Source organism: Lentzea sp. NBRC 102530 (assembly GCF_030269365.1).
Taxonomy (GTDB): Bacteria; Actinomycetota; Actinomycetes; order Mycobacteriales; family Pseudonocardiaceae; genus Lentzea.
The window spans coordinates 57,892-77,332 of sequence record NZ_BSTF01000027.1 but is presented as its reverse complement, the minus strand read 5'-3'; the positions used below and the strand labels follow the sequence as shown (position 1 = coordinate 77,332).

At 68.9% G+C, this 19,441-nt stretch carries 20 protein-coding genes; 4 read left to right on the top strand and 16 right to left on the bottom strand.

From position 1 onward, the window contains the following. Positions 1–152: 152 nt before the first annotated feature. The 9 genes from QSK25_RS42230 to gatC all read right to left on the bottom strand — a co-directional run bounded on the left by QSK25_RS42230 (position 153) and on the right by gatC (position 10,915). Positions 153–2,639 (bottom strand): M14 family zinc carboxypeptidase, encoded by a 2,487-nt coding sequence (locus tag QSK25_RS42230; protein ID WP_285647009.1) that lies wholly within the window; start codon positions 2,637–2,639, stop codon positions 153–155. 209 nt (positions 2,640–2,848) lie between these two features. Continuing rightward, positions 2,849–5,422, bottom strand: a complete 2,574-nt coding sequence (locus QSK25_RS42225; RefSeq protein WP_285647006.1) for a CHAT domain-containing protein — start codon at positions 5,420–5,422, stop codon at positions 2,849–2,851. An 84-nt stretch (positions 5,423–5,506) separates the two neighbouring features. After that, the gene (locus QSK25_RS42220) at positions 5,507–5,734 is read right to left on the bottom strand and encodes a hypothetical protein (RefSeq protein ID WP_285647005.1); all 228 of its coding nucleotides are present in this window, start codon (positions 5,732–5,734) and stop codon (positions 5,507–5,509) included. A 208-nt stretch (positions 5,735–5,942) separates the two neighbouring features. After that, on the bottom strand, positions 5,943–6,689 hold the full coding sequence (locus QSK25_RS42215) for a hypothetical protein (RefSeq protein ID WP_285647004.1): 747 nt from the start codon (positions 6,687–6,689) through the stop codon (positions 5,943–5,945). Between the two features lie 96 nt (positions 6,690–6,785). Continuing rightward, on the bottom strand, positions 6,786–7,175 hold the full coding sequence (locus QSK25_RS42210; RefSeq protein WP_285647003.1) for a hypothetical protein: 390 nt from the start codon (positions 7,173–7,175) through the stop codon (positions 6,786–6,788). A 266-nt stretch (positions 7,176–7,441) separates the two neighbouring features. Next, positions 7,442–8,944: an Asp-tRNA(Asn)/Glu-tRNA(Gln) amidotransferase subunit GatB gene (gene gatB, locus QSK25_RS42205; RefSeq protein ID WP_285647002.1), complete on the bottom strand. Its 1,503-nt coding sequence runs from the start codon at positions 8,942–8,944 to the stop codon at positions 7,442–7,444. After that, positions 8,941–9,138 carry a hypothetical protein gene (locus tag QSK25_RS42200; protein ID WP_245786613.1) on the bottom strand — a complete coding sequence of 66 codons (198 nt, stop codon included), beginning with the start codon at positions 9,136–9,138 and terminating at the stop codon, positions 8,941–8,943. The genes gatB and QSK25_RS42200 overlap by 4 nt, the downstream gene beginning before the upstream one ends. Beyond that, entirely contained in the window at positions 9,135–10,619 is a 1,485-nt protein-coding gene (gene gatA / locus QSK25_RS42195; RefSeq protein WP_285647000.1) for an Asp-tRNA(Asn)/Glu-tRNA(Gln) amidotransferase subunit GatA, read from the bottom strand. Before gatA ends, QSK25_RS42200 begins: the two co-directional genes overlap by 4 nt. After that, positions 10,616–10,915, bottom strand: coding sequence for an Asp-tRNA(Asn)/Glu-tRNA(Gln) amidotransferase subunit GatC (gatC, locus tag QSK25_RS42190; protein WP_189154510.1), 300 nt, complete (start codon positions 10,913–10,915; stop codon positions 10,616–10,618). Before gatC ends, gatA begins: the two co-directional genes overlap by 4 nt. A gap of 230 nt (positions 10,916–11,145) precedes the next feature. Between gatC and QSK25_RS42185 the strand changes: the two genes are divergently transcribed. Continuing rightward, the gene (locus QSK25_RS42185; protein WP_285647013.1) at positions 11,146–11,799 is read left to right on the top strand and encodes an ACT domain-containing protein; all 654 of its coding nucleotides are present in this window, start codon (positions 11,146–11,148) and stop codon (positions 11,797–11,799) included. Here the strand turns inward: QSK25_RS42185 and QSK25_RS42180 are convergent. After that, positions 11,796–12,482, bottom strand: coding sequence for a 3-keto-5-aminohexanoate cleavage protein (locus QSK25_RS42180; RefSeq protein ID WP_285646997.1), 687 nt, complete (start codon positions 12,480–12,482; stop codon positions 11,796–11,798). The genes QSK25_RS42185 and QSK25_RS42180 overlap by 4 nt on opposite strands. Positions 12,483–12,542: 60 nt before the next feature. Between QSK25_RS42180 and QSK25_RS42175 the strand changes: the two genes are divergently transcribed. Then, positions 12,543–12,665 carry a hypothetical protein gene (locus QSK25_RS42175; protein ID WP_285646995.1) on the top strand — a complete coding sequence of 41 codons (123 nt, stop codon included), beginning with the start codon at positions 12,543–12,545 and terminating at the stop codon, positions 12,663–12,665. Here the strand turns inward: QSK25_RS42175 and QSK25_RS42170 are convergent, their stop codons facing one another. Next, positions 12,666–14,327: a DUF262 domain-containing protein gene (locus QSK25_RS42170; protein ID WP_285646994.1), complete on the bottom strand. Its 1,662-nt coding sequence runs from the start codon at positions 14,325–14,327 to the stop codon at positions 12,666–12,668. Positions 14,328–14,425: 98 nt separating this feature from the next. Here QSK25_RS42170 and QSK25_RS42165 point away from each other — a divergent pair, with 98 nt between their 5' ends. Further along, a complete protein-coding gene (locus QSK25_RS42165; RefSeq protein ID WP_352237025.1) occupies positions 14,426–14,659 on the top strand; it encodes a hypothetical protein in 234 nt (77 codons plus the stop codon). Here the strand turns inward: QSK25_RS42165 and QSK25_RS42160 are convergent. After that, the gene (locus tag QSK25_RS42160) at positions 14,656–15,093 is read right to left on the bottom strand and encodes a GNAT family N-acetyltransferase (protein ID WP_285646993.1); all 438 of its coding nucleotides are present in this window, start codon (positions 15,091–15,093) and stop codon (positions 14,656–14,658) included. The two genes, QSK25_RS42165 and QSK25_RS42160, sit on opposite strands and share 4 nt — an antisense overlap. 38 nt (positions 15,094–15,131) lie before the next feature. On the opposite strand from QSK25_RS42160, the gene QSK25_RS42155 reads away from it, so the two are divergent. Beyond that, positions 15,132–15,548 carry an SWIM zinc finger family protein gene (locus QSK25_RS42155; RefSeq protein WP_285646991.1) on the top strand — a complete coding sequence of 139 codons (417 nt, stop codon included), beginning with the start codon at positions 15,132–15,134 and terminating at the stop codon, positions 15,546–15,548. Here the strand turns inward: QSK25_RS42155 and QSK25_RS42150 are convergent. The 4 genes from QSK25_RS42150 to QSK25_RS42135 form a co-directional block, all read right to left on the bottom strand. Continuing rightward, complete coding sequence (locus QSK25_RS42150) at positions 15,537–16,055, bottom strand: hypothetical protein (protein ID WP_285646990.1); 519 nt, start codon at positions 16,053–16,055, stop codon at positions 15,537–15,539. The two genes, QSK25_RS42155 and QSK25_RS42150, sit on opposite strands and share 12 nt — an antisense overlap. A 92-nt stretch (positions 16,056–16,147) precedes the next feature. Beyond that, positions 16,148–16,648, bottom strand: coding sequence for a GNAT family N-acetyltransferase (locus QSK25_RS42145; RefSeq protein WP_285646989.1), 501 nt, complete (start codon positions 16,646–16,648; stop codon positions 16,148–16,150). Continuing rightward, positions 16,641–18,749 carry an NAD-dependent DNA ligase LigA gene (gene ligA, locus QSK25_RS42140; protein ID WP_285646987.1) on the bottom strand — a complete coding sequence of 703 codons (2,109 nt, stop codon included), beginning with the start codon at positions 18,747–18,749 and terminating at the stop codon, positions 16,641–16,643. Before ligA ends, QSK25_RS42145 begins: the two co-directional genes overlap by 8 nt. 33 nt (positions 18,750–18,782) lie before the next feature. Further along, a complete protein-coding gene (locus QSK25_RS42135) occupies positions 18,783–19,436 on the bottom strand; it encodes a hypothetical protein (protein WP_285646985.1) in 654 nt (217 codons plus the stop codon). Positions 19,437–19,441 lie beyond the last annotated feature (5 nt).

Genomic DNA, 19,441 nt, shown 5'->3' with positions numbered 1-19,441 from the left:
ACCCGGCCTCGAACAACGCGGCAGCGGTCTCCCGCTGCCGCTCAGACAACGAACTTCGTGGATGCACCCAACCGCTCCCCGGAAAGTCGGAACTGGATTCCCAGTCCAAGTTCCGGGGAGCGGTTCAGGGCCTCCCCGCCCCTTTCTTTTGCCTAGCGGGTGCTGCTCCAGAACAGAGCACGCGCTACCTGCGCGTACAGGCCCTTCGGGTGGTTGCGGAACATTGGTTCGGTACCGAAGAGGACCACTCGTGCGCCGTTCGTCGCAGTACCGGACACGACCGCCGCCTGACCTGCTGCCGCGTCCTGGCCGCCCGTGCCGTTGTCCCGTGCGTGCCAGTGACCCGCCGCGATGACCGTGCTGCCGTAGCGCTGTTCGACCGTCACGCCCGCGCCGAGGTTCGTGAACCACTGCGGGGAGTAGACGAACGAGTGCGGCAGCGCGTGGGTGCCGACCGGACCGGTGCCGTTGACGACGTTCACCACGCCGTTCGCGTCCTCCCAGCCGGCCGTCGCGGTGGCCTGGAGGAGCTTGGCGTCGGCGTTGAACCTGCTGCCCGTGGCGCCGCGCGTGACGACACCGCCGCGCTTGAGGAAGTCGTCCAGCGCGGCCTTCGCGGTGGCGTTGAGGCCCGCGTAGCTCAGGCCCGACCCCACGTACAGCGCGTCGATCCTGCTCCAGTCGAAGCCCGCGTTCAGCACGGCCGTGGAGATCGTGCGGACGTCGAACCCGGATTCCCGCAGCACCTGCAGTTCGTCCGCCGAGACCGCGGCCGCGATCGTCTTGCGCTGCAGGGGTTCTCCGCCGGGCCTGGCTGTCGTGAAGCGCACGCCGTAGCGGTCGGCGACCTCCTCGGCCGCCGCCCTCTCCTTGCCGGGCACGACGACGGTGCCGTCGTCCTGGCGGCGCAGTTCGAGGCCGCGCGCCAGCAGGTCGTTGACCGCGCTGACGTCCTTCTGGTCGGTGAGGCCGAGGGCGAGGTCGGCACCCGGCGCGGCGCTGACGTCCCCGGTCGGCGTGGCGGCGGTGACCGGCAAGCCGACGAAGCGGAACGGACCGCTCCGGTAGACGTCGACGGACGCACCCCACAGCAGGCGGTGGCTCCAGCCGGAGATGTCGTACATGACCGGCGCCTTGTCGGAGATGTCCGCGCCCTGCTCCAGCATGACGTTCGCGAGGCCGCGCTTGGGCTGGTGCATGTCGACGACGTACGAGCCCGCCGGGTACTTCTTGCCGTTGAGGGTGAACGGCCTCTCGGCCCGTTCGACCCGGACGTCGTGCCGGACGAGCTGGTCGACGAGGCGTGCGGTGGCCGCGGCCGACCGGTCGTTCGTGATCACGTAGGCGCGGGGGAACTCGGTGGTGAACCGGTCCTCCGGCCCGAAGCCGGGCACGAAGCCGTCCGGGATGTAGCGCTGCTTCTCGCCGTTGGCGCCCCGGCGGAACATCTCCGTCTGGTTGGCGATGAGGCTCTTGCGGTTGGCGTCCACGTAGTCGAGCGTGGTCTTGATGGTGGCCTCGACGACGTCCGTGTTGATCTTCGACCGGCGCTGGAGTTCGGCTGCCGGCAGCGCGTCGTAGTCGGCCCGGTTGACGCGCATCGGGATCTCGATCGTGTACGACACGGCCCCGTGGTACATCGAGTACTGCGCGGTGTAGATGGGCGCCCAGCCGTCCCACTCGCCGACGGGGTAGTCGCGGAAGGGGATCTCCGGCTTCGCGGCCTCGGGGTGCCCGAGCGCCTGCACGGCCTTCTCCATCCGGAGGCCGTTCTCGTAGCCGTGCTTGATGTACAGGTCGAAGTCGTAGTTCTGCCCGTGCGGCGGCGTGGTCGGCTCGATGAGCGTGTTCGCCACGTACCCGTGCTGGTCGAGCATCATCAGCGGCTGCGTGCGTTCCACGATGTCCTGCATGGCCCGGTTCTCGGGCTGGGAGCTCGTGACGAAGTCGCGGTTGAGGTCGAACCCGGCGTTGTTGGCGCGCGTGCCGGCGACCCGGCCGTCCGGGTTGGCCGTGAGGTTGAAGTAGATCCTGCTGCGCTGCAACAGGTTCTTCGTCTCCCTGTCGTTGCTCGTGGCGAGGTGCTCGATGACGCGCAACGCGCCGTCCGTGCCCTCCCACTCGTCACCGTGGATGTTGTTGTTGATCCAGATCGGCGCCTTGTAGAGGGGATGCGGGACGGTGCGCCCCTCCTCGATGTTCTCCCGGAACCGCTCCTGGGCCCTGGTCTCCGCCGCGCTCTCCGGCGCGGTGAGGGTGACGAGGTACAGGTCGCGGCCGAGCGTCGACTGCCCGACGACCTCGACGGACACCCTGTTGCTCTTCTGCTGCAACGCGTTCAGCTTCGGGGCGAGCGCGTGGTACGGCTGCAGCCCCAGCTTGATCGACTTGTCGGCCGCGTTCTCGGGATACGTCCTGAGCGTCGTCCGACGGGGATATCCCTGGTGTCTGTCGGCCTTGTTCTCCCCCTGGGCCACCGCCTGGGCGCGCAGGAAAGCGCTGTCCAACGTGGCGACCTCGTTGCGCTCGGGCCCGTTGCCCGGCTCTCGATCTGGACTGGACGGTTGCGCCGCCCCGGTGGCGGGCGCCGCCACCACCGCGGCGGCCGTCAGGATCACGGCGAGCAGAGTTCTGCGCATACGGACTTTTCTCGCACAACGGCCCGCGCATCGACTAGAGCCGATAGGCGGGCCGTTGCATCCCCTCGGTCAAGACCTGTGCCGTCGAGAGTGGCACAGAGTCCTGCCGTTGAGCGAGAAAAGTTCACCAACCACGTTTTGATCCCGCGTGCTTCCCACCACTGACCAGGGCGTTCATTTCACCGAACGCCCCGAACCACTCGTTCGGCCTAGCCAGAACCCAGACAGAGGAACGGCCGCCGGAACGGGTCCTTCGCCATCGCCTCGGCCAACGCCACCGCGGGCGCGGCCCCGGCCACCAACGCCCGGTGGTAGTCGGCCATCGCCGCCGCACTGGCCTCGTCCCCGACCTTGCTGGCCGCCGCCACCACGGTGCGCGTCCCGCCGGCCAACATGGCACCGGCGAACCCGAGCGCCTCGTCGCCGGGCCGAATCCGGTTCAGCGCCAGCGAACAGGCAGCGAGCACGACGTGGGCGGGCGGCGTCTTCAACCGGCCCAACTCGTGCGCGAACAACGGCCCGTCGTCCAACTCGAGCCGCGAGAACAACGCGTTCTCGTTCTCGTGCTCCCCGTGCGCCGCAACATGCACAAGATCCGCACCGTCCAGGTGCGCCAACACCTCAGCCGCCGTGGCCCTCTCCCCGGACAGCACCGTGGCCCTCCGGTGGTGAGCCGCCAGCCGGTCCAACTCGCCGTCCGCGAACTGCAGACTGGGCCCGCGCACCAGCAACACCTTGTCGGTCTTGGGCTTGCCCGGCTGAGCGGCCGCGAGCCACGCGGTCGCGGACGGCGCCGTGGCAACGGGCCTCCCGTGCAGGCTCGGCAGGACGCCCCAAGGCACCGCGTACAACGCCCCGGTCGGCACCACGACCAGTTCGCGCTTGCCGATGAAACCCTGCAGAGGCTTGATCAGCAGGGAGTCGAGCACGTCCGCCTGCTTGCGCGCGGACGCGCCGATGACCTGCACCAAGGGCTGCGGCAGATGATCAGGTGCCAGCGCGTTGAGGTCGAAGTGGAGTTTGCGCGCGCTCTCCAGCGCCTCGGAGGCGTCACCCAGCCGCACCATGCGGACCCGGCCGGGGGCGATCACCAGGGCCACCATCTCCCCGGCGGAGGCGACGAAACTGACCATCGCCCGGTCACCCAGCCCTGCCACGACCTCGTTGAGGTCGGCCATCGGACGGGGCCGACCCCACCGCTGCGCGTTCCAACCCAGCCTGTTCGCCTCCCGCTGCGCCTTCGACAGCTTCCCGCGCAACTCCGCGGTCGGTCTTCCGTCGAGGCCTGCGCGCATCAGGTCACGACCCAGCCCGCGGACCTCGATGATCCGCTCGGCCAGTTCGGCGTTCTCCACGCTCTCCAGCGGTTCGTAGCGGTAGGTCTGCGCGCGGGTACGTTCCAGCCACACGAACAACTGCTTGGCGTCGTCGTTCTCGAGCGCAAGACGGATCGCGAGCTCACCCAGCTCACGTCCGTGCACGGCGGTGGCCGACACCAGTTCGAGCCCGCCGAGCTGGTCGCGCACCTGCCCCAGTTCCTCCAGCCCCTTGCGTGCATGCAGCAAGGCCGCGCGGCGATTGCCCTTGGCCAGACCGAGTTCCGCGAGCACGAGCCTGCGCTGCATGCGGTGGTCGATCGGCGTGACCGCGCGAGGACCTGGCAGCTGTCGCAGCAGTTCCTCTCCCTCGCTGAGCCGTCGCCGACGGATCTCCAGCCGGGCCGCGAGCAGCTTCGCCAGTCGCGCCTCGTCGAGGAGGTGATTCGCCTCCAGGTGCCCCGAAACAGCGAGAGCTTTCTGCACCAAAGCGTTCGTCACGCGTTTGGCCTGCATCGCGTGCGCCCACAGCTCGATCAGGGCGGCCATCATCCACCAGGTGCTGCCACGCTTCTCCAGCTTGCGCATCGAGGCCTTGGCCATCCGGCGAGCCAGGTCGAACTGCTCGCCCAGCAGTGCCGCCGACGCGCGAAACATCTCGACCTCGGCGACCCCCTGCTTGAGCTTCTCCCTGCGCATCACGGGCAACGCCTCGTCGAGGTGCACACTGGCCTCGTCGAACAGCCCGATCATGATGAGAGCTTCGGCCTGATCCAGCTGAACGCCCGAGAGCAGCGAGTACGACTCCTTCGCGCGGAAGAGGCGCTCCGCCTCTTCGTAGCGACGCAGGGCTTCGGCCAGATCACCGCTCTGCTTGTAGGTGTTGGCCAGTGCGTAGATCGCGTACGGGTACAGGTCGTCGAGACCGTGCTCCCGCGAGAGCTCGAGAGTCCGTTCCAGATCGACCACCGCCTGATCTGTGCGGCGGATCGCGGCGTTCGCGAACGCCCTCGCGATCAAGGAAGAAGCGAGTCGTGGCGCGAGCTCGGCGTCGGCTCGATCCGGCTCATCACGCATCAGGGCTTCGGCGTGGTCGATGAACGGGCTGTACCAGGCGACCGCCTTCTCCGGCTGCCCGCGGCGCATGATCAGAACGCCCTGGCTGTAGTCGATGCTGCCGGACAGCTGTGCCGACAACCACGGATCGGTGATGCGGGCGACGTCGCGCCGTGCCTCGTCGAAGAGTTCGACGGCGGCGTCCATACCGCTGGCCTCACCGACGCATCGGCCGAGGTTGTAGAGGATCCGCACCCGCAGCTCAGACCGTTCCTGGCTGTCGGGTGCACGATCGGCGTGCACTAGCGCGCGTTTGAGGAGCCGAATCGCGGACGGGACCCGGTACTGGTTCTGTTCCGCCGATCCCTTCAGGTACAACTCGCGCGCTGTGTTCAAGGCACGAGCGGGCATGTGATCATCACACCACATGCCCCCGAATGGCGCTGTCCTCCAACCAGGCGCTGACACCGGCCGGAGGACAGCGCACAGCGTGACCTAGCTGAGGACTTCCTGCTTCGACACGTTGTCCGGGTGGTTCGGGCAGTCCTTGTCGTGCTCGACCGGCCCCTCGGTCAGCAGCTTCGGGTCGCCGATCAGCGGGTGCCCAGGCGGCATGCCGCAGCACTGCGGCGTCAGCGGCGGGTCCTCCGGCTGCGGAGCCTTCTCCTTGCGGTCGTCGTCCCCGTCCAACATGTCCTTGAACTTGTCGACGATGTTTGACAACAAACCTTCGTGCTGACCACTCATGAGGTTTCCCCCCTCGTTTGGACTATTACTTCTCATCCCCCCAGATGAGTTGCAGGGAGAGACTCGCACACACGGCTACACACATACGTCTCATTTAGCTAACGTCCACCCGGACAGCCTAAGATCACAAAGGGCCACCTGCACGAACAGGTGACCCTTTGTGATTTTTATGGCGAATATGTATCTACCGGGCGGGCGGGACCACTGGCGTCGCCTCGAGGCCGGGCGGCAGGCGCAGCCAGGCGGTGGACTCGGCGTCCCAGCCGGTCAGCATCGCGGTGCCGCACCGCGTGGTGACCGGGACGTGTTGCGCGGTGAGGAGACCGGCGACGGTGAGGTGCACGGCGTCGAGGTCCGCGGCCGCACGGCGCCAGTCCACCTGCACGTAGGTGTTCGTCGGGCGCGGGTACCGGTTGACGAGGCGCTCGTAGTCGGCGGGTGATCCGATGGCGTACGGCGTGACGGCGGCCGGGTCGAAGGTGAGCGCGAACAGCGGCCGGTCGTGGCCGAACTCCCCCCACTCGCCCCACTGCCACATGCTCGTGCCGTCCGGCAGGAACGACGAGGTCCACAGCGCTCCGAGCGGTTTGTCGTCCGGCAGCGGCCGATCTGACAGCGTGACGGCGGACGGCAGCGCGTCCAGGGCGTACCGCGCCTGGGGTGATCGGGGCGAGGTGGCGGACAGCGGGCCGGTGGACACCCGTCTCAGCACCGCGGCGGCGATGCGGTCGAGTTCGGGAGCGCGCCGCGCGGTGAACGCACCGCCTGAATGCCGTTGCGACGCGGCGAAGGTGATGTGGCGGTAGAGGTCCTCGTCGGCCAGCCGGTCGACCTCGTGGACGGGGTCCGCGTCACCGAAGAACCCGCGCAGGAGCAGGCACAGTTCGAGCAGCACGGGGCTGCTCACCCCGCCGAAGACGTGATCGGTCATGAACTGGCCTCGCAGTGGATCAACGGCTGGTGCCGCGATCGTAGTGCCGCACCGCGCGCGGTCCGGGGAACGGCGTTTCCCGGACCGCGCGGGTCATCAGCAGGTGACGGTCACGATCTGGGTCACGTGACTGCGCTCGTGCCGGGCGTCGTTGCCTTCCACCATCAGGAACTCGGCGGTGGCGCGATAGCGGGCGTTGACACAGGGCAGGGCCGCCGCCGCGTTCACGTAGGAGCCCCGGCCCGAATTGTTCACGGCCGAATTCTGGGCCACCAGCTTGAAGTAGCCGGGGTTGGTCTCGCGGTACAGGTAGGTCTCGACCCCGAGGTACTTCTTGGCGGAATTGCAGTTGATCACGCCGTTGCTGGTCACGTTGCCCGCCACGTGACCCGACTTGTGCGGCCAGTCCAGGTTGAAGTTGCAGTCGGAGACGGCCTCCATCGGCCGGACGTCCGCACCGGCGGTCGCGGGCCCAGCGGCCAGCAAGAACGCGACGGCACCCGCACACACAACGAAAGAGCGCGCTTTCGTGAAACTCATGATTCCCCCAGGTTCGATCACGCTCACAGATTTCACGATGAGCGTCGTGCCCGATGAGCACAACACATCAACGCCGATTGGAGCTACCGGGTTAGATCAAGTGACACGAATTCAACGAGGATTTCGCTCTGAAATCAGAAGAAAACACGACCGCAGTTGCACGCGGGCGGTGGAGGAGCTGGACGCCGGCGAGGCGTCCAGCTCCTGACACGTCAGCTGCAGCGAGCGAGCACGATCTCGCGCACACGGGCAGCGTCCGCCTGGCCCTTGGTGGCCTTCATGACCGCGCCGACGATGGCACCGGCCGCCTGCACCTTGCCGTCGCGGATCTTCTGCGCGACGTCCGGCTGCGCGGCGAGGGCCTCGTCCACGGCCTTCTCCAGCGCCGAGTCGTCCGAGACGACCTTGAGGCCGCGCTTCTCCACGACCTCGTCCGGCGAGCCTTCGCCCTCGAGGACGCCGTTGACGGCCTCGCGGGCGAGCTTGTTGGTCAGGGCGCCGGAGTTCACCAGCTCGATGACCCGCGCGACCTCGGCCGGCGTGATCGACAGGCCCGTGAGCTCGACGCCGCGGGTGTTGGCCTGCTGCGCGAGGTACGACACCCACCAGGAGCGGGCCTCGTCCGGCTTGGCGCCGGCGACGACCGTCGCCTCGATCAGGTCGAGGGCACCGGCGTTGACCAGGTCGCGGAGGACCTCGTCGGTGAGGTTCCAGTCCTTCTGGATGCGCGCGCGGCGCTCCCAGGGGAGTTCGGGCAGGGTGCCGCGCAGTTCGTCGACCCACTCGCGCGACGGCGCGATCGGAACCAGGTCGGGCTCCGGGAAGTAGCGGTAGTCCTCCGCCGTCTCCTTCTTGCGGCCCGGGGAGGTGGAGCCGGAGGACTCGTCGAAGTGACGGGTCTCCTGGGTCACCTCGCCGCCCGACTCGAGCACGGCGGCCTGGCGCGTCATCTCGAAGCGGACGGCGCGTTCGACGCTGCGCAGCGAGTTGACGTTCTTCGTCTCGGTGCGGGTGCCGAGGGCGCCGGTGGTCTTCGGCGACAACGAGACGTTGGCGTCGCAGCGCAGCGAGCCCTGGTCCATGCGGACGTCGGACACGTCGAGCGCCTTCAGCAGGTCGCGCAGCGCCGTGACGTACGCGCGCGCAACCTCGGGGGCGCGTTCCCCGGTGCCCGGGATCATCTTCGTGACGATCTCGATCAGCGGCACGCCGGCGCGGTTGTAGTCGAGCAGCGAGTGCTCGGCGCCGTGGATTCGACCGGTGGCACCGCCGACGTGCAGCGACTTGCCGGTGTCCTCCTCCATGTGCGCGCGCTCGATCTCGACGCGGATGACCTCGCCGTCGTCCAGCGTCACGTCGAGGTAGCCGTTGAACGCGATCGGCTCGTCGTACTGCGACGTCTGGAAGTTCTTCGGCATGTCCGGGTAGAAGTAGTTCTTCCGCGCGAACCGGCACCACTCGGCGATCTCGCAGTTCAGCGCGAGGCCGATGCGGATCGCCGACTCGACGGCCTTGCCGTTCACCACCGGCAGCGAACCCGGGAGACCCAGGCACGTGGGGCAGGTGTGCGTGTTCGGCTCGCCGCCGAACTCGTTGGCGCAGCCGCAGAACATCTTCGTGTTGGTGTGCAGTTCGACGTGCACTTCCAGGCCCAGGACGGGGTCGTACTTCTCGATGACCTCGTCGTAGTCCATCAGCTCAACCAGTGAGGTCATGCCAAGTCGTCCTTCCGCAGAGCACGAACGGCCAGCGCCGCACCGGTGAGCGCCACCGCGATGCTGGCGATCGCGTTCGCCAGTGCCAGCTTGTCGTTCTTCGCACGGGCGTTGCGGAAGCCGGAGAACGCTCCCGCGGCGCCCGCGACGGCACCGGCGAGACCGAGGATCCCGCGTGCCTTCTTGATGTTCACAGCGACGGACCTCCGAACGAGCCGCGCGCGGCCTCGTAGGCCGCGGCCACCCGGTACATGCGGTGGTCCTGCAGCGCTGGGGCCATGATCTGCAGACCGACCGGCAGACCGTCCTCATCGGACAGACCGCTCGGCACGCTCATGGCCGGGGTGCCCGCGAGGTTCGCAGGGATGGTGCAGAGGTCGGCCTTGTACATGGCCATCGGGTCGTTCGCGCGCTCGCCGATCTTGAACGCCGTGGTCGGCGTGGTCGGGGAGATGAGCACGTCGAAGTTCTCGAACGCCTTCGCGAAGTCCTGCGTGATGAGCGTGCGGACCTTCTGGGCCGAGCCGTAGTACGCGTCGTAGTAACCGGACGACAGCGCGTACGTGCCGATCATGATGCGGCGCTTGACCTCCGGGCCGAAACCGGCCTCGCGGGTCAGCGACATGACCTCCTCGGTGCTGCGCGTGCCGTCGTCGCCGACGCGCAGGCCGTAGCGCATGGCGTCGAACCGGGCGAGGTTCGACGAGCACTCGCTCGGCGCGATGAGGTAGTACGCGGGCAGCGCGTAGTCGAAGCTCGGGCACGACACGTCGGCGATCTCCGCGCCGAGCTCCTTGAGCTGCGACACGGCGGCCTCGAAGCTGCGCGCCACGCCCGGCTGGTAGCCCTCACCGCTGAACTGCGTGACGACACCGACGCGCAGCCCGGACAGGTCGCCGTTCAGGCCCTCGCGGGCAGCGGCGACGACCGGCGGCACCGGCGCGTTGATGGACGTGGAGTCCATGTGGTCGTAGCCCGCGATGACCTCGTGCAGCAGCGCGGCGTCGAGCACCGTGCGGGCACACGGACCGGCCTGGTCCAGCGACGACGAGAACGCAACCAGGCCGTAACGCGACACACCGCCGTAGGTCGGCTTCACGCCGACGGTGCCGGTGACCGCGCCGGGCTGGCGGATCGAGCCACCGGTGTCGGTACCGATCGCGAGCGGGGCCTGCAGGGCGGCCAGGGCGGCGGACGAGCCACCGCCGGAGCCGCCGGGGATGCGGTCGAGGTCCCACGGGTTGTGCGTGGGGCCGTACGCCGAGTTCTCGGTCGACGAACCCATGGCGAACTCGTCCATGTTCGTCTTGCCGAGGATGACGACGCCGGCTTCCTTGAGCTTGCGCGTGACCGTCGCGTCGTACGGCGGCAGCCAGCCTTCGAGGATCTTGGAACCGACGGTCGTGGGCACGCCCTCCGTCGTCATGACGTCCTTGAGCGCCAACGGCACACCGGCGAGCGGGGACACCTGCTCGCCCGCCTTGACGGCCTCGTCGACGCGACGGGCCTGCGCGAGCGCGCCCTGGGCGTCGACGTGCAGGAAGGCGTGGACCTTCCCGTCGGTCTCGGCGATGCGGTCCAGGTGGGCCTGCGTGACCTCGACGGAGGTGACCTCACCGCTGTGGATCTTCGCGGCGAGTTCGGCCGCGGTGGCGTGGATCAGGTCGTTGGTCATGCTTCCTCACCCAGGATGCGGGGCACGCGGAACCGGCCGTCCTCGGCCTCAGGAGCGCCGGAGAGCGCCTGCTGCTGACCGAGGCTCGGACGGACCACGTCCTCGCGGAAGACGTTGGTCAGCGGAACGGCGTGCGACGTCGGCGGGATGTCGGCTGTGGCGATGTCGCCAACGGAAGCCACCGACTGGAGGATCACGTCGAGCTGGCCGGCGAACAAGTCGAGCTCGTCCTCGGACACAGCCAGCCTGGCGAGCTTCGCCAGGTGCGCGACCTCGTCGCGGGAGATGCTGGGCACTCCTGTCAACCCCCGTAGGGTCGGGATTCGAATCGGGAACCCCGTGAGTCTATGGGCTGGTCAGGCGCGCCTTCGAACGGGTTACCGCCTCCGTGGTTGAGCGGCACGTCAACTTAACCGGTTCGCAACGCGGACAGCAGGTCATGCGTTGACGATGCGTCTGCGAGAATCACCGACCGGCAACGGCGCGAGACGCGGGGTCTCGCGCACGAGCTATGGAGGCGTTCACCTTGTCGTTCCTGATCCGGGTCCAGCTCCCGGACCGTCCCGGCACCCTCGGCGCGGTCGCAACGGCTTTGGGCGAGATCGGGGCCGACATACTCAGCGTGGACGTGGTGGAACGCGGTTCCGGCCTCGCCATCGACGACCTCGTGGTGGAACTCCCCTCCGGTCGACTGCCCGACACGCTGATCACCGCGGCCGAGTCCGTCGACGGCGTGGAGGTCGACGCCGTCCGCCCGTACGCGGGCATCCTCGACACCCACCGCGAACTCGAACTGGTCGAGGAGGTCGCCGACGCCCCGCACAAGGGCCTCGGGATCTTCACCGAGGGCGTCCCGAAGATCATCCGCGCCGGCTGGGCCGTCGTCGTCGGTCCCGAGGGCACCGGCATCAACCGCCTGACCGCGTCGTCGGCCGCCCCGGAGACCCGCATGGCCGACGTGCCGTGGTTCCCGCTGGAGCGCGCGACCGTGCTCGACGGCGAGGAGGAGTGGGTGCCGGAGACCTGGCGCGAGCTGGGCACCGAACTCGCCGCCACGCCGCTCGGCAAGCCGGACCGCGTGCTCGTCGTCGGACGCCCCGGCGGCCCGATGTTCCGCGCGGCCGAGGTGGCCCGCCTGGCGCACCTCGCGGGCATCGTCGCGGTGGTCCTGCCCGACTAGCTCGGGGCCCTGCTGCGCTGGCGTTTGCGGGCCAGGGCGACCAGTTCGGCGTTGTTGCGCGCCCGGCGTCCGCCGGGCAGGTGCAGCGCGTCCTCCAGGCCCATCCGCACGTCGTGTTCGAGCAGCGCGGCGTAGTCGAGGACCTGCCACGCGTCGGCGTCGCGGCCGTGCACCAGGACCGGCAGGCCGAGCGGTTCCACCTGGCGCAGCAGGCCCTCCACCGCGTCCCGCGTCGCCGCGACGGTGATGCGACCGACCCCCTGCGGCAGCTCGCCGAGCTGCACCGGCGCGTCCACGACCAGGTCGACCTTGACGTTGACCTGGTCCAGGGACCGCACCAGGTCGCGCCAGTGCGGGTCCCGGACGTGCACGGTCGCGATGTCCGGCCGGCCCGTCGCCAGCGGCGCCCAGCTCGCGATCAGCGTGCCGCGGTTGCCGCCGGGGACGTGGGTGGACACGCTGATCTCGATGCCCGGCACGGCGGCGCGGACCGTCGCGATCGTCGTGGCCACCTCCGGCCCGACGAGGGTCGGCACGCCGATGACGTCCCTCGGGTGGATGTGCACGGACGTGACGCCGAGCGCGGCGACGTCGGCCGCGTCCTCGGCGAGGCGCTCGGGGGTCAGCGGCAGGGCCGGGTGCTCCTCGGCTGTGCGGGAGCCGTTCAGACAGGCTTGCAGCACGCCTCACACGGTCCCACACAATCCTCGGCGGGGTGTTGCTCCAAGGGTTACGTTGAAAGCATGCGACTGGCCCTGGTGATGGCTCAGGACGATGCTCTGGCGATGGGTGACCTGGCGCTCGGCGTGGCCGGGCTGATCGCGATCGCCGCGGTGGTCGTGGTGGCGGTCAAGCGGAAACGCTGATCACAGGTCCCACGTCTCGGCGAGGATGCGCACCAGATCCTTCTGCCGCGCCTCCAGGACGGCGGGCGTCCACTCCGGCTGCGCGATCACCTGGCTGGTCAGTGCGAACGCCGAGACTCCGTTGCCGCTCGTGAAGTACTTGTCCTTCTTGACCACGAAGTCCCTGTTGCTGACCTCCGCGTTCTTCCACCTGTTGAGCAGCACGAGGTTCGCGAGCCGATGGGTCCAGGTGGCGCGTTCCTCCGCGGAGAAGTCGCTCAGCCACGCGGAGCCGTCCTTCGGGTTCTGCGGCAGGACGTGCTCCACCGTGATCACGGGGAACTTGTAGATGACGCCCGGATCCCCCGCCAGCATCTCGTCGAGCCTGAGCAGGACGTACCGGCGCGTCTTCTGGACCAGGTAGAGCTGGCCGTCGAGGTGGCTGACCGTGGCCGCGCGTTCGTCTGCGTCCAGGACGAACGCCGGGGAGTCGAGCCCCTGCCCGGACGCGAGATCGCGCAGCAGGTTGGAATACCGCATCACGCGCGGCGTCGTGTACACGCGGCGGATGAACATGCTGGCGGCGAGCCGCTCCAGCTTGGCGAGGAAGCGTTCCAGCCAGACCGGGTCGTGACCGTGGTGGCGCACCGCCCACAGCGCGGGCGGCAGCCAGTCGCGGTTGTCGACCTGGGCCAGTCTCCGGAACCACGAGTTGACCTGCTCGGCCTTGGCCGAGGACTCGTACCCGAAGTCGCGGATCTTTTCGTAGGCATCCGAATACGGCACCAGCACGTCGTCGACGAACGCGGCCTCTCGTCCCGGCAGGTACTGGTTCAGCACCTGCCTCGGGAACTCGGTCAGGAGGTCCTGCTTGGCGCGTTCCTTCGCGAAGATCATCCGGATGTACAGGAAGAGGTCGGCGAAGTCGCTGCGCCCGAGCCTCACCTCGGCCTCGTCCCACTTCGCGGCGTATTCGTCGTCGAGTTCTCCGATGACCTTCGACTTGAAGATGTCCGCCGGCGAGAGGTCGAGCCCTCGCGCGTTCATCACGCTGAAGATCCTGTGCGCGCTGTCCAGGTTCGGCGTGCTGACGACCACCAGGAACGTCTGCGAGCTGATCATCCTGACCAGCCGGTGCCTCGCCTCCTCACCCAACCGGACGAGAGCGGACCGCAGCGCCCTGGCGTTGTCACGAACCGCCTTTTGCGCATCGGTCTCCAGGGCCGTGTCATCGAGTGCGATCAACTCTTCGATGTGACCGGGTTCCTGGACATATGTGCGGAAGAAGACCTGATCACGCTTCCTGAGCGCGAGCCTCGGCTTCGGCTTGAGCCCGAGCAGGTCGTCGCCCTCCTCGACGATCATCTTGCGCAGCGAGGTGCGGATGCCGTCGTGCGTGGTGAGGTCGCGGACGATCGACAGGAGGATCGTGAGCGTCGTGAGCCGCTGCTGGCCGTCGATCACCTCGGAATCGGCTTTGCCGTCGGCCTTGACCAGCACCATCGACCCGAGGAAGTACGGCTCGTCGCTGTCGCCCTCCACTGCCTCGACCAGGTCTTCGAGCAACTGCTGGGCCTGCTCGACCTCCCACGCGTAGGGCCGCTGGTAGTCGGGGATCCGGAAGTCGTAGTCACTGCCGAACACCTTGTGCAGGGGCACCTCGTGGGCTTCGAGCTTGTGCATGACCGCCTCATCGAGTGGGTGGCGGCTGCCGTTACGTCCTGCGGGATTCGCGGACTCACCCCAGAATCTGCCGTGATCGCCCCACTTCTGCTGGAGGTATGAAGATCATGGCCGTCACCGTGAACCTCGACATGCTCCTCGACAAGGCGTACGAGAACCTGCCGCTCACCGAGATCCTGGACGCGCCCGTGGACGCGCTGCAGGGCGTGAGCCCTGGCGACGCCGAGAAGCTCAAGGCCGCGTTCAACATCAAGACGGTGCGGGACCTGGGCACCAACAAGTACTTCCGGGCCGCCGTGACGTTGCTGGACCTGGAGTCGACGGCCCGTTAGAGGTCCTGGCGGTAGGTGATGAACGGCATTCGCCGCGCCAGCTGGTCGTAGAGCCGTTGGGCGGTCTTGTTCCGCTCGTTGGTGTGCCAGTAGACGCGGCAGCAGCCCTGTTGTTCCGCCCAGGTCGCCACTGCCCCGATGAGCGCGCTGCCGACGCCCCGGCCGCGCGCCTCGGGGGCGGTGAAGAGGTCCTGCAGGTAGCAGACGTCGGCCGTGGTGGTGCTGGGGTGCTGGAGGAAGTGGACGATGCCGACGACTCGGCCGGTGTCGTCCCGGGCGCATAGGGCGTGGATGCTTTTGTCCTCTTGGAACGCCTGCCACTTCTCGTCGTACGTTTCTGCCGGTAGAACGCGTTCGTAGAAGGTGTTGTAGCCCTCGAAGAGCTCTTGCCAGGCTGGTCGGTCCTGCGGCTGGAGTCGGCCGATCGCGATCATGTTGATCCTTTCTGCGGTCACCCGGTTGGATGACCCCCGTGTCGACGACCCTCACCACCGATCTGCTCCTGCACCGCGCGGGCACCAAGTCGTACTGGCGCGGGCTCACGTACCGGGAGGCCGTGCTGTCGCTGCGGGTGCACAGCCGGCACGTCGCCGCTCGGGTGCGTGGGAGCGACGACGTCGCGTACGTGGTGGAGCTGTCGTGGTCCGGGACCCAGCTGGTCGGGTCGTGCAGTTGCCCGCACGGGTCCGAGGGGTTCTTCTGCAAGCACTGCGTGGCGGTCGGGCTGGTGCTGCTGGACCGCGGCGAGACGGTGCCGCCACCGGACGCCGAGGACGTCGAGCTCAAGGACGTGCTGAGAGCGCTGCCGCCCGACGTGTTGCGGGACCTGCTGTACGAGCAGGCCGCGGGTGACCTCAAGCTGCGGGCGCGGATCATCTCATCGCTCTGAGCCGCAGAACTGCGTCTCCGGCGGGACCTTGCAGACCGAGCCCGGCGTGGGCATCGCGTCCGCCAGGAGCCACCCCTCGGGGGCACGCTCGAAGACGAGGACGTGGCCGAAGCCGAAGCTGCTCCTCGGCACACCGCCCGGCTCCTCGAAGTACAGGTGGGTCACCTCCTGGACGTGCACGACCGCGCTGCCGTCCCCGCCCACCGCGACCCGCGTCAGCTCGGCACCGACCTCGGCCCTGGCGTAGCCGCCGAACGGGAGCGCGTCGAGCCTCGCCCGCCGGGCGGCCAGCCTGGCCTCGTCGGTGCGCAGCCGCGCCGCGAACGCCTCGGTCGTGGGCACGCCGAAGCCCGGTGCCGGCGGGAGGACGGTGATCTTGTCCGCCCGGCGTTCCAGGTACGCCCTGGTCAGGGCGGCGAGCTGACGGTGGTCGTCAGCGGCCAGTTGCCCCGGTGCGGCCGACGCGGCCGACAGCAGTACGGTGACGAGCAGGACCACCGACCTCATGCGCGAACCCCCATCCGCGGCGCCTGCCCGACAGGACGCACGGCCGCGAACGCTGGTTGCCCCGCACCGGTGCGCCGCCGGCTACCGGCTCCTCAGAGCGGCAGCACGTACGCGTACGCCCGCAGGTCGATGCCCGGCACCGGGGACCAGTCGCGGTCCGGTAATCGGGTGAAGCCCATCCGCTCGTACAACCGGTGCGCCGCCAGCATCTTCTCCGACGACGACAGCACCACGTGGGTCGCGCCGGCCGTGCGCGCCCTGTCGATCACCGCGCGCACCAGGGCCTCGCCCACGCCGCGGCCCCGCGCGGCCGCGGACACCGACAGCATGCGGAACTCCAGCTCGCCGGGCCGCGAGATCTCCGCGTACGGCGTGCCGGGGTGCACGACCGTCACCGAGCCCAGGACCGCGCCGCCCTCGTCCTGGGCGACGAGCACCTCGGCGTCGCGGAACCGGGACGCCGAGTCGGCCAGCACCGTCGCGTAGTCGTCGTGGTCGCCCACGTAGCCGTCCGCGCGGTACGCCTCGACCGTCACGGAGCCGACCGCGGGCAGATCGGCCTCCGCGGCCGGACGGATGATCAGATCAGCCATCAGCACCTCCTTCCACCGGAAGGGCCACCTCTCGCGCCGCGTCCGGGCCCTGCTCCAACAGGACGCGGAAGCCCGCTTCGTCGAGCACGGGCACCTTCAGCGAGACGGCCTTGTCGTACTTGGATCCTGGTGAGTCGCCGACCACGACGAAAGCGGTTTTCTTCGACACCGAGCCCGCCGCCTTGCCGCCGCGGGCGAGGATCGACTCCTTCGCCGAGTCGCGCGAGTACTCCGTCAGCGAGCCGGTGACCACGATGGACAGGCCTTCGAGGTTGCGCACGATCGACTCGTCGCGCTCGTCCTCCATCCGCACGCCCGCGGCCCGCCAGCGTTCGACGACGCGCTGGCGCCACTCGGTCTCGCGCCACTCGACGACCGCCGTCGCGATGGTCTGGCCGACGCCCTCGGCACCGGCCAAAGCCTCTTCTTCGGCTTCGAGGATCGCGTCCATCGAGCCGAACTCCTGCGCCAGCGCACGCGCCGCCGTCGGGCCCACGTGCCGGATCGACAGCGCGACCAGCACCCTCCACAGAGGACGCTGCTTCGCCTCCTCCAGGTTGTCGATCAGCTTCAGCGCGTTCGCGGACAGCTCGCCCTTGATCGTCACGAAGCGCTCGACCTGCCGCAACGCGTCCGCGTCGAGGTCGAACAGGTCGGCCTCGTTGGTGTAGGCCGTGGACGAGGTGATCGCCGCGGCCGCCTCGTAGCCGAGCACCTCGATGTCGAGCGCGGCGCGGGAAGCCAGGTACGCCAGGCGTTCGCGCAGCTGACCTGGGCAGCGTTCGGCGTTGGGGCAACGGATGTCGACGTCGCCCTCCTTCATCGGCCGCAGCACCGAGTTGCACTCGGGGCACCGCGTCGGCATCTCGAACTCCCGCGCGTCCGCCGGGCGCGCGGCCAGCACCGGGCCGAGCACCTCGGGGATCACGTCGCCCGCCTTGCGGATGACGATGCGATCACCGATCAGCACGCCTTTGCGCTTCACCTCGGACCCGTTGTGCAGCGTGGCCCGCGCGACCGTGGACCCGGCCACCTTCACCGGTTCCATCACGGCGAACGGCGTCACCCGGCCCGTGCGGCCCACCTGGACCTGGATGTCGAGGAGCGTGGTCGTGGCCTCCTCCGGCGGGTACTTGTACGCGATGGCCCACCTCGGGGCCCGCGACGTCGTGCCCAGGCGCCGTTGCAGCGCCACCTCGTCGACCTTGATCACCAGGCCGTCGATCTCGTGCACCGCGTCGTGCCGGTGCTCGCCCCAGTACTCGACCTTCTTGCGCACGTCCGCCGGGTCGGTGAGCACCTCGGTGTGCGGTGACGTCGGCAGGCCCCACGCCTTCAGCGCCTCGTAGGCGAGGGACTGGCTGGCGGCCTGGAAGCCCTCGGTCTTGCCGATGCCGTGGCAGATCATCCGCAGCTTGCGCGAGGCGGTGACCTTCGGGTCCTTCTGCCGCAACGAGCCCGCGGCCGTGTTGCGCGGGTTCGCGAACGGCGGTTTGCCCTGCTCGACCAGCGAGGCGTTGAGCGCCAGGAAGTCCTCCACCGCGAAGAAGACCTCGCCGCGCACCTCCACCAGGTCCGGCACCGGGTGCTCGGCGGACCCCTCCAGCACCACCGGGACGTCCTTGATGGTGCGGACGTTCAGCGTCACGTCCTCACCGGTGCGGCCGTCGCCCCGCGTCAGAGCCCTGGTGAGCTTGCCCTTCTCGTAGAGCAGGTTGATCGCGAGGCCGTCGATCTTCAGCTCGCACAGGAAGTGCGTGCCCTCGCCGATCTCCTTGCCGACGCGCTCGAACCACGCCGTCAGCTCGTCCTGCGCGAAGACGTTGTCGAGGCTGAGCATGCGCTCCAGGTGGTCGACCGCCTTGAACTCGGTCGAGAACGTGCCGCCGACGAGCTGCGTCGGCGACTCGGGCGTCGCGAGGCCGGGGTGCTCGGCTTCCATCGCCTCGAGCCGCTTCAGCAACGCGTCGAACTCACCATCGGTGACGATCGGGTCGTCCAGCACGTAGTAGCGGAACTGGTGCGAACGCACCTCTTCCGCGAGCACGGCGTGCTGCTCGCGCACCTCTGCGGGGACGTCTTCCAGGCTCTCGCTGCTCACGTCCCACAGCTTAGTGAGCAGGTCTGACAGTTCTCAGAGCTCGGCAATCCCTGCGAGTTCCCGCACCAGGGTCCGCAGCTCCACGAGGCTGATCGTGCCCTGCGGCTCCAGCTCCGCGGTCTCCACGCGCCGCAGCCGTTCCCCCGCCAGCCGCTCGCCCAGAGTGACGTCCAGGGGCAGGAACGTCATCGTCTGCCGCTGCTGGTCGGTCAGGCCCGCGAGCGCCGGGTGGTAGACCGCGACGTCCACGACCTCACCGTCCACCTGGGCCACCACGCGGTAGTCGCCGAGCCGCATCCGCGTCTGGCCGAGGTTGATGGTCACCTCGGTCGGGTCCGGCACCGGCGGCACGGAGTCGTGGAACTCCCACACCATGTCCGACGGCGGCGCGGCGTTGATCCACGCGTCGGTGTACGGGCGCAGCCGCGGGTCCTCCTGACCGGTGATCACCAGCGCGTACATCGCCATGTGGCCCTGTTCGAGGGAGAACGCCAGGTCGGGGTGCAGGCCGCGGACGAGGTCGTCGAGCTCGTCCTCGACGCGGTGCGGTTCGCCGTCGCCGAGCGCCGCGCTGACCACCGGCACCAGCTCGAACCACCGCTCCCAGAAGCGTCGCGCGGCTTCCTCGGCGTTGGGCAGGTGGGCGGGCACGACGTCTTCGGCTTTGCTGCGGCGGAACCACTTCATGATTC